This window comes from Bradyrhizobium betae (genome assembly GCF_008932115.1).
In the GTDB taxonomy this organism is placed as follows: Bacteria; Pseudomonadota; Alphaproteobacteria; order Rhizobiales; family Xanthobacteraceae; genus Bradyrhizobium; species Bradyrhizobium betae.
This window is the reverse complement of sequence record NZ_CP044543.1, coordinates 3,632,626-3,646,337: the sequence shown is the minus strand read 5'-3', so window position 1 is coordinate 3,646,337 and position 13,712 is coordinate 3,632,626. Positions and strand designations below refer to the sequence as shown.

Sequence of the window (13,712 nt, the reverse complement as noted above, 5' to 3'; positions counted from 1 at the left end):
TTAATCGGGCGATCCAGTATTCCAGAGACTGATGTGATTGAATCGAGAGGCCGCGGCGTACTGGGCCGCCCGGTCAAGCCGGGCGACGACAGCGGAGAATGAGGCGCTGGTATAGCGCCTCACCAAACATTCAAGCCTTACGCATACCGCCCGTGGCAGTGCTTGTACTTCTTGCCGCTGCCGCACGGGCAGTCCTCGTTGCGGCCGATCTTGCCCCAACTGGCAGGGTTGTTCGGATCGCGCTGCGCGGCGTCGGTGGCCTGCGCTCCCAGCGAGACGTTGGCGACGGCCATTTCGTCTTCGCCGGTGTTCGGATCGAACTTGTGCGCTTCCATCGGCGGCAGCACCGGTGCTTCCTGCTCCGGCGGGACGATCTCGACGCGCATCAGCTGCGCCGTGACCGCCTCGCGCAGATGCGCGCTCATCTCCTGGAAGAGGTTGAAGGCTTCGGTCTTGTACTCCTGCAAGGGATCGCGCTGGCCGTAGCCGCGCAGGCCGATGACCTGACGCAGATGGTCGAGCATGACCAGATGCTCGCGCCAGAGATGGTCGAGCGTCTGCAGCAAAATGGTCTTCTCGACGTAACGCATCACGTCGGGGCCCCATTGCGCCACCTTGGCCGCCATGTGCTCGTCGGCCTTGGTCTCGATGCGCGAGAGCAATTCCTCGTCGGCGATGCCCTCTTCCTTGGCCCATTCGTCGACCGGCAAATCGAGACCGAGCACGCGCGTCAGCTCGTCCTTCAGGCCGGCGACGTCCCACTGCTCGGCATAGGCATGCTCGGGCACGTGCTTGGCGACGAGGTCGTCGATGAAGGCGTGGCGCATGTCGGTGACGGTTTCGACGACGCTCTCGTCCTTCATCAGGTCGACGCGCTGGTCGAAGATCACCTTGCGCTGGTCGTTCTGGACGTTGTCGAACTTGAGCAGGTTCTTGCGGATGTCGAAGTTGCGCGCCTCGACCTTCTGCTGCGCCTTCTCCAGCGCCTTGTTGATCCAGGGATGGATGATCGCCTCGCCTTCCTTCAGGCCAAGACGCTGCAGCATGCTGTCGAGTCGGTCCGAGCCGAAGATGCGCATCAGATCGTCTTCGAGCGACAGGAAGAACTTCGAGCGGCCGGGATCGCCCTGACGGCCGGAACGGCCGCGGAGCTGGTTGTCGATACGGCGGGATTCGTGACGTTCGGAGCCGATGATGTAGAGGCCGCCGGGCTTCTTCACCGTCTTGGCGGGCTTGGAGCCCTTCGCCGGCTCGATCTCGACGGTCTCCTCCGCCTTCAGCACGATGTCGCGGAAATGCTCGATGTCGGCCTTGATCTGCTCGATCTTTTTGGCCTTCTCGGCATCGTCGGTGATGCCGGCCGTCTCCTGCTGGATGCGCATCTCGAGCGAGCCGCCGAGCTTGATGTCGGTGCCGCGGCCCGCCATGTTGGTCGCGATCGTGATCGCGCCGGGAACGCCGGCTTCGGCGACGATATAGGCTTCCTGCTCGTGGAAGCGCGCGTTCAGCACCGCGAACAGCTTCGCCGGCTTGTTGGCGCGCGCCGCGGCGTACAGCTTCTGCATCGAATTCTCGCTGCCGAAATCGATCTGCCGATAGCCGTGCTTCTTGAGGTACTCGGCAATCACTTCCGACTTTTCGATCGAGGCCGTGCCGACCAGCACCGGCTGCAGGCGCGCATTGGCGCGCTCGATCTCGGCCAGGATCGCGGCGTATTTCTCGTTCTGGGTGCGATAGACCTCGTCGTCCTCGTCCAGGCGGGCGACCGACAAATTGGTCGGGATTTCCACGACCTCGAGCTTGTAGATGTCGAACAGCTCGTCGGCTTCGGTCAGCGCCGTACCGGTCATGCCGGCGAGCTTCTCGTACATCCGGAAATAGTTCTGGAAGGTGATCGAGGCCAGTGTCTGGTTTTCCGGCTGGACCTGGACATGCTCCTTGGCTTCCAGCGCCTGGTGCAGACCTTCGGAATAGCGCCGGCCGGCCATCATGCGGCCGGTGAACTCGTCGATGATCACGACCTCGTCGTCGCGGACGATGTAGTCCTTGTCACGGGTGAACAGCGTGTGGGCGCGCAGCGCCTGGTTGATGTGGTGCACGACGGAGACGTTCTCGACGTCGTAGAGCGACTCGCCCTTGAGCTGGCCGGCATCGCGCAGCAGACCCTCGATCTTCTCCATGCCGCCTTCGGTCAGCGTCACCGTGCGCTGCTTCTCGTCGACGTCGTAATCGGTCTTGTCGAGCTTGGGCAGGAACGAGTCGATGGTGTTGTAGAAGTCGGAACGGTCGTCGAGCGGGCCGGAGATGATCAGCGGCGTGCGCGCCTCGTCGATCAGGATGGAGTCGACTTCGTCGACGATCGCATAGAAGTGCGGCCGCTGGACCATGTCCTCGAGCCGGTACTTCATGTTGTCGCGCAGATAGTCGAACCCGTATTCGTTGTTGGTGCCGTAGGTGATGTCGCAGGCATAGGCCGCCTTGCGCTCGGCATCGTCGAGGCCATGCACGATGACGCCGGTGGTCAGGCCGAGGAAGCCGTAGATCTGGCCCATCCAGCCGGAGTCGCGGCTGGCGAGGTAGTCGTTGACGGTGACGACGTGGACGCCCTTGCCGGCGAGCGCGTTGAGATAGACCGCGAGCGTTGCAACCAGCGTCTTGCCTTCGCCGGTCTTCATCTCGGCGATGTCGCCCTCGTGAAGCACGATGCCGCCGATCAGCTGGACGTCGAAATGGCGCTGGCCGAGCGTGCGCTTGGCGGCCTCGCGCACGGTGGCGAAGGCGGGCACCAGGAGGTCGTCGAGCGTCTTGCCCTCGGCGAGCTGCTGCTTAAACTCGGCGGTGCGGGCCTTGAGCGCCTCGTCCGAGAGTTTCGAGACCTCTGGTTCCAGCGCGTTGATCGCGTTGACGCGGGACTGATATCCCTTCACCCGCCGGTCGTTGGCGGAGCCGAAAAACTTGCGGGCGAGCGCGCCGATCATGCCTAGTTCCTGTGTTCGCGATTCAACCGCGTTGCAGCCAAGAAGTTGTCACCCGCCTGCCTATCAACTCACCGTGACGCCTGATGGCGCCAGAGCCCGGACTGCGGGGGTCATCCGCCATATGGGTGGGAATTGGGCAAGTCTGGGTTCAACGGCCAAAAACGCAGCAAAATAAACGCCATCGCCATGGTCGCGACCGGGCAGAGATATGGCCCGGTCAGGGCCTTGTCAACGGCAGCCGCATTGCGGCTAATTCATCATTTTGACAGACTTTTCGCGTTGCCAAGCCCCCCTGAATTGGGCGAGTGTCCGCCCGCTTCGAGCAGCCCCCCTGCTTCAACAAAAGGATTTTCCATGACCACCTCGTTCCCGGTAACCAAAACCGGCCTGCGCTTCGGCCTCGCCACCGCCCTCGTGGGCTGCCTTGCGCTGGCGCTGATCGCGGGTCCCGGGCGGGCCGCCGACGATCCGGTCCTGGCGAAGGTCAATGGCGCGGAAATCAAGAAGAGCGACGTCGCCATGGCCGAAGAGGAACTCGGACCGAGCCTCGCCCAGATGGACCCGGCGACCAAGGACGAGAACGTCCTGTCGTTCCTGATCGACATGAAGATCGTGTCCAAGGCCGCCGAGGACAAGAAGGTCGCCGACGGCGAGGAGTTCAAGAAGCGCCTGGCGTTCGCCCGCAACCGCCTGCTGATGGACAATTTGCTGGCCCAGGAAGGCAAGGCCGCCACCACCCCCGACGCCATGAAGAAGGTCTATGAGGAGGCCTCCAAGCAGATCACCGGCGAGCAGGAAGTGCGCGCCCGCCACATCCTGGTCGAGACCGAGGACGAAGCCAAGGCGGTGAAGGCCGAGCTCGACAAGGGCGCCGATTTCGCCGAACTCGCCAAGAAGAAGTCCAAGGATCCGGGCTCCGCCGACGGCGGCGACCTCGGCTTCTTCACCAAGGAACAGATGGTGCCGGAATTCTCGACGGTGGCCTTCGCGCTCGAGCCGGGCAAGATCTCCGATCCCGTGAAGTCGCAGTTCGGCTGGCACATCATCAAGGTCGAGGAAAAGCGCAGCCGCAAGGCGCCGGACTTCGAGCAGGTCAAGGCCCAGATCGAGCAATACGTCACCCGCAAGGCCCAGGCCGACTACGTCGCCAAGCTGCGCGCGGAAGCCAAGGTCGAGCGCACCGAACAGCCGGCGGCGGACGCCAAGCCGGACGCCAAGCGGGATGCCAAGCCGGCCGACCCCGCCAAGCCTTCCGATGCCAAGCCTTCCGACAGCAAGATGGCGCCGCCCGCGAAGAAGTAAGAATTCGCTGTCACTTCGCGGACGCCAATAGTATCTAACGTCGCAATGGCCGGGCAAATGCCCGGCCATCTGCATATCCAGACCTCATCAAGGCGCCCCACGATGTCCTCCTCCGTCTCCCCGCTCGCTCCGAAAAACGTTCCCGACATGCCCACCATCGCGGGCGTTCGTCTTGCGACAGCCGAGGCCGGCATCCGTTACAAGAACCGCACCGACGTGCTGCTGGCGGTGATGGACAAGGGCACTGCGGTCGCCGGCGTCTTCACCAAGTCGAAATGCCCGTCCGCCCCGGTGGAATGGTGCCGCGCCAAGCTGAAGGGCGGCAAGGCGCGCGCCCTCGTCGTCAATTCCGGCAACGCCAATGCCTTCACCGGCAAGACCGGCCGCAGCTCGACCGCGCTGACCGCGAAGATCGCGGCCAAGGCCGTCGGTTGCAGCGAGAGCGAAATCTTCCTGGCTTCGACCGGCGTGATCGGCGAGCCGCTGGATGCGACCAAGTTCGACGGCGTGCTCGGCGGTCTCGCCGCGACCGCCGAGGCCGGCGATTATCTCGCCGCCGCCAAGGCGATCATGACCACCGACACCTTCCCGAAGGTCGCGACCGCGACCGTCAAGCTCGGCAAGGCCAAGGTCACCATCAACGGCATGGCCAAGGGCGCCGGCATGATCGCCCCCGACATGGCGACGATGCTGTCCTTCCTCTTCACCGATGCGCCGATCGCGCCCGCCGCCCTGCAGGCGCTGCTCAAGGCCGGCGTCGAGGACACCTTCAACGCGGTGACGATCGACGGCGACACCTCGACCTCGGACACGCTGCTGGCGTTCGCGACGGGCGCCGCCGCCGAGCACGGCGCCCCGAAAATCAGCCGCGCCAGCGATCCCAGGCTGAAAGCCTTCGTCAAAGCCTTCAACCAGGTGCTCGCCAATCTTTCCGAACAAGTCGCCCGCGACGGTGAAGGCGCGCGCAAGCTGGTCGAGATCACCGTCGAAGGCGCCAAGACCAAGGCCTCCGCGCGCAAGATCGCGATGTCGATCGCCAATTCCCCGCTGGTGAAGACCGCGATCGCCGGCGAGGACGCCAATTGGGGCCGCGTGGTGATGGCGGTCGGCAAGGCCGGCGAGCCGGCCGATCGCGACAAGCTGTCGATCTCCTTCAACGGCATCCGCGTCGCCAAGAGCGGCGCGCGCGATCCGTCCTATGACGAGGCGCAGGTGTCGGAAGCGATGAAGGCGCCGGAGATCGCGATCAAGGTCTCGCTCGGCCTCGGCAAGGGCCGCGACCGCGTTCTGACGTGCGACCTCACCAAGGAATATGTCGCGATCAACGGGGATTACAGGTCGTAAGCAAACGCCGATGGCCGATCTCAAACTGACATTGGTGGTAGCCTGCGCGCTGGTCGACGCCGACAAGCGCGTCCTGATCGCGCAGCGCCCCGAGGGCAAGACGCTGGCCGGCCTCTGGGAGTTTCCCGGCGGCAAGTGCGAGCCCGGCGAGCGACCGGAGCAGAGCCTGATCCGGGAGCTCCACGAGGAGCTCGGCATCACCGTCGCCGAGCCGTGCCTGGCGCCACTGACGTTTGCGAGCCACGGCTACGAGACCTTTCACCTGTTGATGCCGCTCTACATCTGCCGGCGCTGGGAGGGCACGGTCACGCCGCGCGAAGGCCAGACCCTGGCCTGGGTCCGCGCCAACAAGCTGCGCGACTATCCGATGCCCCCGGCGGACATTCCGCTGATCCCGCATTTGATTGACTTGTTGATGTGAATAGAGATCGCCGTCACCCTGAGGTGCCGGAGCGAAGCGGAGGCCTCGAGGGCGACGGCGCCAAGGTGGCCGTTCGCATCCTTCGAGGCTCGCCGAAGAGGCTCGCACCTCGGGATGACGCCGTGTTTTGCGGCAAGGCACCGCTACTCTTTCCCCGCCTTCTTCACCGCCTCCGCCAGGCTCGCTTTCGCCGACCCCGGTTTCAACGGCTGCTGCTGGCTCGCATGCGGAGCCCAGCCGGACAGCCAGATGATGTCGAATGTCGCGCGGATGCGTCCGTCGGCATCGGCAAAGCGCTCGGCATAGATCTCGGCCATCCGCAGCAGCGTCGCGCGCCGGCTCGGCGTGCGGCGCCGTTCGATCAGCACGTTGGCCGCACCCATGCGGCGGAGATCCTGCATCAGCGCGAATGCATTGCCGTAGCGCACGACGACGCGGTCAACATCGGTCACCGGCAGCGCAAAGCCCGCCCGCTGCAACAGCGCGCCGATGTCGCGCAGATCGGCGAACGGCGCGACGCGCGGCGACACGCCGCCCTCGCATTCGGCTTCCGCCGCGGCAAAGGCCTGCCGCAGCTCCGTCAGGCTGTCGCCGCCGATCATCGCGGCGAGCAGCAGGCCGTCCGGCTTCAACGCACGGCGGATCTGCGCCAGCACGCCCGGCAGGTCGTTGACGAATTGCAGGGCCAGCGCCGAGACGACGAGGTCGAGGCTTTCGGGCGCAAATGGCAGTTTTTCTGCGCCCGTTTCGTCGAGCGCGATCCGCTGAAGTGATGGCGGCTCCGTGAGCCCCTCACCGGGGGTCCAGAGATCGGCTACCGCCTGAAACTCGCGCGTCACTGCAGCGAGCCGGTCCGACATGTCCTCGGCGACACGATCGAGCAGGAAGGTTACCTCGCCCTGCGCCTGCGCACGTCGCTGCCGCGCATGCAGCAAGGCGCGGTCGAACAGAGCGGGCGGGGTTTGCGGGGTCTGAACCATGCCGCTGGTTACGCCGATCCAAGTCGTTCTGGCAATCGCTCTCGTGTCCCGGACGCGCTGCGGCGCTCTTGGCGCTGCTGCGCAGAGCCGGACCCAGAAGGCGACACCGCACGGTGCTGAGAGATAGGCCCGGCTCTGCAACGCACCGCCGAAGTGGCGCTGCGCTGCGTCCGGGGCGCGAGCGCGTGGCTTGAGCGGATCATCGCGGAACGCTAGCCTCTCCCCATGGAAGCCGACGCCGCCCCCACCCGCTCCATCGCCGCACCGCTGCGTGCAGCATGGACGGCTGGCCGCCATCTGCTGTCGCGGGCAGCACGGCTCGCACTCGACATTGCGCTGCCGACCTTGTGCGTCTCCTGCCGCGAGCCGGTCGACGGCGAGGGCGTTTGCGCTTCCTGCTGGGCGCGGCTGTCGTTCATCGAGCGGCCCTACTGTCCGCGGCTCGGCATTCCCTTCGTCTACGACCCCGGCCCCGGCATGCTGTCGATGGAGGCGATCGCCAGCCCGCCGGCTTACCAGCGGGCGCGCGCAGCGGTGCGCTATGACGACGTCGCGCGGACGCTGGTGCATGCGCTGAAATACCAGGATCGCACCGATCTGGCGCCGGCCATGGGCCGCTGGATGGCGCGCGCAGGGGGCGAGCTGCTCGCGGGCGCCGACATGCTGGTGCCGGTGCCCCTGCATTGGCGGCGGGCCTGGCGCCGCCGCTACAACCAGTCCGGGGCGCTCGCGCGGATCATCGCGCAGCAGAGCGGGGTCAAGGTGCGGGGCGAGGTGCTGCGCCGGGTGCGCGCCACCGAACAGCAGATCGGCCTGTCGCGGGCGCAGCGGGCGACCAATGTGCAGGGCGCATTTCAGGTATCTCCCGACCGCCAGGCCGAGATTCAGGGCCGCCGCATCATCCTGATCGACGATGTCCTGACCTCCGGCGCGACGCTGGATGCCTGCGCGCGGGCCCTGCTGCGCGCCAGGGCGGCCCAGGTCGACGTGCTGGTCTTTGCCCGGGTTGTGGAGATCAGGTGAAGTCCCATATAATTCAATGAATTCATGACATGAGAGCGCCAGCCAACATGACCGCTGCTGTCGAGATCTACACGAGGCCGGGCTGCGGCTATTGTTCCGCCGCCAAATCGCTGCTGACCCGCAAAAAGGCGACTTTCGCCGAGTTCGACGTCGCAAAGAACCCGTCCTGGCGCGACGAGATGTACGACCGCGCCGGCGAAGGCTCGACCTTCCCGCAGATCTGGATCGGCGGCACCCATGTCGGCGGCTGCGACGACCTCTACGCGCTCGACCGCGAGGGCAAGCTCGATGCGATGCTCGAGAGCGTGAAGGCAATATCATGAGCGACGACAGGACCTTCACCGCGGCCATGATCCAGATGCGCACCGGCCTGCTGCCCGGTCCGAGCCTTGCGCAGGCAACGCAACTGATCCGGCAGGCCGCGGCCAATGGCGCCGACTACGTGCAGACACCCGAAGTCAGCAACATGATGCAGCTGAACCGCACGGCGCTGTTCGAGCATCTGCAAAGCGAAGGCGACGACACCTCGCTGAAAGCGTACCGGGCACTCGCAGCTGAGCTCAAGATTCACATCCATGTCGGCTCGCTCGCGCTGCGGTTCTCGGAAGAAAAGGCGGTGAACCGCTCCTTCCTGATCGGGCCCGAGGGCAATGTGCTCGCGAGCTACGACAAGATCCACATGTTCGACATCGTGCTTCCGGACGGCGAGAGCTATCGCGAATCCGCCAATTACCAGCCGGGCGAGACCGCCGTGATCTCCGACCTGCCCTGGGGCCGCGTGGGCTTGACGATCTGCTACGACGTGCGCTTTCCCGCGCTCTATCGTGCGCTGGCCGAGAGCGGGGCGTCCTTCCTCACGGTGCCCTCCGCCTTCACCCGCAAGACCGGCGAAGCGCATTGGCACATCCTGCTGCGCGCGCGCGCCATCGAGACCGGCTGCTTCGTGTTCGCGGCGGCGCAGGCCGGCACCCACGAGAACAAGCGCGAGACCTATGGCCACTCGCTGATCATCGATCCCTGGGGCGAGATCCTCGCCGAGGGCGATGTCGAGCCCGGCATCATCATGGCCAGGATCGACCCGGCCAAGGTCGAGACCGCGCGCCGCGCCATCCCCTCGCTCCAGCACGGCCGCCGCTTCGGCGTAGCCGATCCCAAGGCCGGGCCCGACCATCTGCACCTGGTGCGGGGATCGGCATGATCCGCTACGCGCTTCACTGCGACAAAAACCACGAATTCGAAAGCTGGTTCCAGAGTTCGTCGGCTTACGATTCGCAGGTGAAGCGCAAGCTGGTGACCTGCCCGATCTGCGGTTCGGCCAAGGTGGACAAGGCGATCATGGCGCCGCGCATCGTCGGCAAGAAGGGACGCGGCCCCGCAACGGCGCCGCCGGAGCCCGCCGCCACGCCTGCGCCCGAGGCGACGCCGTCCGGACCGACCTCACTGCTGATGGCGCAGGAGCGCGAGCTTCGCACCAAGCTGAAGGAGCTGCGCGACCACATCGTGAAGAACGCCGACAATGTTGGCGAGCGCTTCGCGAACGAAGCCCGCGCAATGCATTACGGCGACAAGGAGCATCGCCCGATCTACGGCGAGGCCTCGCCGGACGAGGCAAAGTCGCTGATCGATGAGGGCATCGAAGTGTCGCCGCTGCCGACCTTGCCGGAAGACCGGAATTGACTGCTACTGTCGTTCCGGGGCGCGCATTAGCGCGAACCCGGAACCTCGAGATTCCGGGTTCGCCCTTCGGGCGCCCCGGAATGACAGCCAGCTAAGCCCCCACCAGCACCGCCACGCCGATCACGATCAGCGCGATGCCGATGATCTCGCGCGCTGCGATCGGCTGCTTGAACGAGTAGTACGCCACGCCTTGCGCGAACAGCACCTCGATCAGAGCGAGCGTGCGGACATTGGCGGCGGCCGTCAGCGCGAACGCCAGGAACCAGAATTGCGAGGCGAAGGCGCCCATGAAGCCGGCGAGCAGCGACGGCTTCCATAGTCCCAGGATCGCCTGCAGCACCTTTGGCGCGCGCCAGAGCAGATAGATCGTCAGGATCAGCGTTTGCACGAACAGGCCGAGCACCAGCGTGAACGACGCCGAGGTCACGAAGGAGACGCCGGGCACGTTGATGATCGCGCCGCGAAAACCCACCGCCGACAGCGCGAAGGCCGCCGCCGCAACGAGACCCGTGATGGTCGGCTTTAGCTCGGCAAAGCTCTTCTCGCCGCCCGGCCGCAGCGCGGTGATGACGACGCCGATGGTCGCGACCACGATCGCCAGCACCTTCAGCCAGGTGAGGTGATCGCCGAGGAAGACGAAGCCGAAGATCGCGGTCTGGATCGCCTCTGTCTTCAGGTACGCCGTCGTCACCACGAAGGAGCGGTCGTTCATCGCGAGCAGCATCAGGCCGGTCGCGACGATCTGGCTGAGCGCGCCCAGCAGTAGCCATGGCCAGAACACCGACGGCGGCATGCTGAGATGATCGCCGGTCGCGATCAGCACCACACCCAGAAACAGCAGCGAGAACGGGAAGCCGAACAGGAAGCGGATATTGGTCGCCCCCCACGTCCCCAGCGGCTTCGTCAACGACCGCTGCATCGCATTGCGCGCGACCTGGCCGAGCGCAGCGATGACGGTGAAGGGAATCCAGAGGCTGGCGATGGTGAACATGGGGGCGGGGCGATGGGAGGAGAAGTCGCTGGCAACCTGCCGCTAGCCGCGAAGGAGGTCAATCACGACTAGGTCATAGGAGCGATGCTCGCGCCTCAAAATCAGTGTCGTCCCTGCGTGCGCAGGGACGACAGCGCCCGAGACGTTAGATTTCGCGCACTCACACCATGCCTTCGGCCACCACCATGTAGTTCACGTCCATGTCCGACGAGAGGGACCATTTGTCGGCGAACGGGCTGTAGACGACGCCGGTCTGCTCGGTGATGACGAGGCGGTTATCGAGCAGGTATTTCGTCAGCTCGTCGGGGGTGACGAACTTGTTCCATTCGTGGGTGCCGCGCGGCAGCCAGCGCAACACGTATTCGGCACCGACGATGGCGAGCGCGAAGCTCTTCCAGTTCCGGTTCAGCGTCGAGACCACCATCAGGCCGCTCGGCTTCAGCATCGCCGCGCAGCGCTTGAGGAAAACGCCGACATCGACCACATGTTCGACCACTTCCATCGCCAGCACGATGTCAAAGCGCTCGCGCGGGTCGATCTCCTCCACCGTGGTGCAGCGGTAGTCGATCGCCAGATGGCCCTTGTCGGCATGCAGCTTCGCCGCCGCGATGTTGCTCGCCGACGGATCGACGCCGATAACCTGCGCGCCGAGCCGCGACAGCGGCTCGCACAGCAGGCCGGCGCCGCAGCCGATGTCGAGCACACGCAGGCCACCGAGACTGTTGAGGCTGCGCACGTTGCGCTCGAACTTACGGCAGGCGGCGTCACGGATATAGCCGAGCCGCAGCGGGTTGATCCGGTGCAGCGGAGCCATCTTGCCGTTGGGGTCCCACCACTCCGCCGAGAGTTTGGAGAATTTCGCGATCTCGGCGGCGTCGACGGTCGAGCCGGGCTGGGCGGGGGCGGTTGAAGAAGTATCTTGCTGCATGCTCATGATGACGCGCCGCTCTATCGTGCGGTGATCGAATTACGGAAGGCCAGCGGCGAAGCGATCGTTTTGATTCTCTCGAAACCCTTGCCAACCCCGCGAATCGTCACATCGCCGTAGTTGAGAATACGTCCGGGAATCGACTGATCGACGTCGACACTCTCGACCTTGTCGAGGCTCATTTCGAAGGTCTTCCGGGTAATAAACCCGGTCTTGTGGACGACCCTCAGGTTGGTGACGTCGGTCTCTGTGGTCCAGCGATGGAACCAGGCCTTTACGGTCCAGTACAGCGCCGCCAGAGCCGCTAGGCCGGAGCCGACAAGACACAGCAGCACGAGCCCTTCAACGATGGTTTGCCGGGACAGGACGAACAGGACGATAGCCAAGATCCAGGCCACGATCGCCGGGAAATAGAAGATCCAGTGCGCATTGGTCGAATACAGCACCTTCTCGCCGGGCTGAAGAATCTCGTCGATATAGCGCGCCATGATCCCGGTTAACCCATTACCCCAAAGGCGACCTCAAGCCTGCCCCGCAGGAACCCGCTTGCCCCCGGCCCCGCCGCTATGTATACGCGCGGTCGGTGTCCGCAGGCACCCGTCCGGTGCGGGTCACCATACTGATCCTTATGAAGGAATGCACGCGTCGTCATGAGCCGCCTCGTGATGAAATTCGGCGGCACATCCGTCGCCAATATCGAACGTATCCGCAACGTCGCACGCCATGTGAAGCGTGAGGTCGATGCCGGCCACGAAGTGGCCGTGGTCGTCTCGGCGATGTCCGGCAAGACCAACGAACTGGTGGCCTGGTGCACCGAGGCCTCGCCGATGCACGACGCGCGCGAATACGACGCCGTCGTCGCCTCCGGCGAACAGGTGACCTCGGGCCTTCTGGCCATCGTGCTCCAGAGCATGGGCATCCAGGCCCGCTCCTGGCAGGGCTGGCAGATCCCGATCAAGACCAGCGACGCCCATGCCTCGGCCCGGATCGAGGACATCGACGGCAGCGAGATCATCAAGCGCTTCCAGGAGCGCAAGGAAGTGGCGGTCGTCGCCGGCTTCCAGGGCGTCAATCCCGAGACCAACCGAATCACCACGCTCGGCCGCGGCGGCTCCGACACCTCGGCCGTGGCGATCGCCGCCGCCGTCAAGGCAGACCGCTGCGACATCTACACCGACGTCGATGGTGTCTACACCACCGACCCGCGAATCGTGCCGAAGGCCAAGCGGCTCGACAAGATCGCATTCGAGGACATGCTGGAACTGGCTTCCCAGGGCGCCAAAGTGCTCCAGGTTCGCTCGGTGGAACTCGGCATGGTCCACAATATGCCGATCTTCGTCCGCTCGAGCTTCGACAAGCCCGAGGATATCGACCCGCATGCCAACCAGCCGCCCGGCACGCTGATCTGCAGCGAGGAGGAGATCATGGAAAGCCACGTCGTCACCGGTATCGCCTTTTCGAAGGACGAGGCCCAGATCTCGGTGCGCCAGATCGAGGACAAGCCGGGCGTCGCCGCGTCGATCTTCGGCCCGCTGGCGGATGCCAACATCAACGTCGACATGATCGTCCAGAACGTGTCCGAGGACGGCAAGACCACCGACCTCACCTTCACGGTGCCGGCCGCGGACTACACCCGCGCCAAGGACACGATTACCGCCGCCAAGGCCAAGATCGGCTATAGCAGGCTGGATTCCGCCACCGACGTCGCCAAGATTTCGGTGATCGGCAGCGGCATGCGCAGCCATGCCGGCGTCGCCGCCCAGGCATTTTCGGCCCTCGCGGGACGGAATATCAACATCCGGGCCATTACAACCTCCGAGATCAAATTCTCGGTTTTGATCGACACTGCCTATACCGAACTCGCGGTGCGCACCCTGCACACGCTCTACGGGCTCGATCAGGCCTAAAGCGCGGCCGTCGTCGCGCTTTAAATTGTTGCTAGAGCATGGTCTTTCCGGAAAACCGCTTCGCACTTTTCCGGACCATGCTTGGACTAATTTTCTCTTAGCGGTCGCAGCAAACGCGAAGGTATACACACCTTCGCGTTTGGCAGGCGTTTTGCTTGGCA

At 64.9% G+C, this 13,712-nt stretch carries 13 protein-coding genes; 8 read left to right on the top strand and 5 right to left on the bottom strand.

Features of this window, described 5'->3' with window-relative positions:
- Positions 1-137: 137 nt before the first annotated feature.
- Positions 138-2,978, bottom strand: coding sequence for a preprotein translocase subunit SecA (secA, locus tag F8237_RS17305; RefSeq protein ID WP_151646492.1), 2,841 nt, complete (start codon positions 2,976-2,978; stop codon positions 138-140).
- A 354-nt stretch (positions 2,979-3,332) separates the two neighbouring features.
- Here secA and F8237_RS17300 point away from each other — a divergent pair, with 354 nt between their 5' ends.
- The 3 genes from F8237_RS17300 (at position 3,333) to F8237_RS17290 (ending at position 6,045) form a co-directional block, all read left to right on the top strand.
- Positions 3,333-4,280, top strand: a complete 948-nt coding sequence (locus F8237_RS17300; RefSeq protein WP_151646491.1) for a peptidylprolyl isomerase — start codon at positions 3,333-3,335, stop codon at positions 4,278-4,280.
- Between the two features lie 102 nt (positions 4,281-4,382).
- Positions 4,383-5,624 carry a bifunctional glutamate N-acetyltransferase/amino-acid acetyltransferase ArgJ gene (gene argJ, locus F8237_RS17295; protein ID WP_151646489.1) on the top strand — a complete coding sequence of 414 codons (1,242 nt, stop codon included), beginning with the start codon at positions 4,383-4,385 and terminating at the stop codon, positions 5,622-5,624.
- 10 nt (positions 5,625-5,634) lie between these two features.
- Positions 5,635-6,045, top strand: coding sequence for a (deoxy)nucleoside triphosphate pyrophosphohydrolase (locus tag F8237_RS17290; protein WP_151646487.1), 411 nt, complete (start codon positions 5,635-5,637; stop codon positions 6,043-6,045).
- Positions 6,046-6,188: 143 nt separating this feature from the next.
- On the opposite strand, the gene F8237_RS17285 is transcribed toward F8237_RS17290, so the two are convergent.
- Positions 6,189-7,025 carry a methyltransferase domain-containing protein gene (locus F8237_RS17285; protein WP_162006090.1) on the bottom strand — a complete coding sequence of 279 codons (837 nt, stop codon included), beginning with the start codon at positions 7,023-7,025 and terminating at the stop codon, positions 6,189-6,191.
- A gap of 225 nt (positions 7,026-7,250) precedes the next feature.
- Between F8237_RS17285 and F8237_RS17280 the strand changes: the two genes are divergently transcribed.
- Genes F8237_RS17280 through F8237_RS17265 form a run of 4 tightly spaced genes read left to right on the top strand, consistent with a single transcriptional unit; the run spans position 7,251 to position 9,725 of the window.
- Complete coding sequence (locus F8237_RS17280; protein WP_151646485.1) at positions 7,251-8,048, top strand: ComF family protein; 798 nt, start codon at positions 7,251-7,253, stop codon at positions 8,046-8,048.
- A gap of 47 nt (positions 8,049-8,095) precedes the next feature.
- Complete coding sequence (grxC, locus tag F8237_RS17275) at positions 8,096-8,371, top strand: glutaredoxin 3 (protein ID WP_014439224.1); 276 nt, start codon at positions 8,096-8,098, stop codon at positions 8,369-8,371.
- Positions 8,368-9,246, top strand: coding sequence for a carbon-nitrogen hydrolase family protein (locus F8237_RS17270; protein WP_151646483.1), 879 nt, complete (start codon positions 8,368-8,370; stop codon positions 9,244-9,246). Before grxC ends, F8237_RS17270 begins: the two co-directional genes overlap by 4 nt.
- Positions 9,243-9,725 (top strand): DUF1178 family protein, encoded by a 483-nt coding sequence (locus F8237_RS17265; RefSeq protein ID WP_151646481.1) that lies wholly within the window; start codon positions 9,243-9,245, stop codon positions 9,723-9,725. The genes F8237_RS17270 and F8237_RS17265 overlap by 4 nt, the downstream gene beginning before the upstream one ends.
- 91 nt (positions 9,726-9,816) lie before the next feature.
- On the opposite strand, the gene F8237_RS17260 is transcribed toward F8237_RS17265, so the two are convergent.
- The 3 genes from F8237_RS17260 to F8237_RS17250 all read right to left on the bottom strand — a co-directional run bounded on the left by F8237_RS17260 (position 9,817) and on the right by F8237_RS17250 (position 12,132).
- The gene (locus F8237_RS17260) at positions 9,817-10,716 is read right to left on the bottom strand and encodes an EamA family transporter (RefSeq protein ID WP_151646479.1); all 900 of its coding nucleotides are present in this window, start codon (positions 10,714-10,716) and stop codon (positions 9,817-9,819) included.
- 160 nt (positions 10,717-10,876) lie between these two features.
- Positions 10,877-11,650, bottom strand: coding sequence for a bifunctional 2-polyprenyl-6-hydroxyphenol methylase/3-demethylubiquinol 3-O-methyltransferase UbiG (gene ubiG / locus F8237_RS17255; protein ID WP_162006089.1), 774 nt, complete (start codon positions 11,648-11,650; stop codon positions 10,877-10,879).
- Between the two features lie 14 nt (positions 11,651-11,664).
- Positions 11,665-12,132 carry a PH domain-containing protein gene (locus F8237_RS17250; RefSeq protein WP_151646477.1) on the bottom strand — a complete coding sequence of 156 codons (468 nt, stop codon included), beginning with the start codon at positions 12,130-12,132 and terminating at the stop codon, positions 11,665-11,667.
- 162 nt (positions 12,133-12,294) lie between these two features.
- Here F8237_RS17250 and F8237_RS17245 point away from each other — a divergent pair, with 162 nt between their 5' ends.
- Positions 12,295-13,551: an aspartate kinase gene (locus F8237_RS17245; RefSeq protein WP_151646475.1), complete on the top strand. Its 1,257-nt coding sequence runs from the start codon at positions 12,295-12,297 to the stop codon at positions 13,549-13,551.
- Positions 13,552-13,712: the final 161 nt, after the last annotated feature.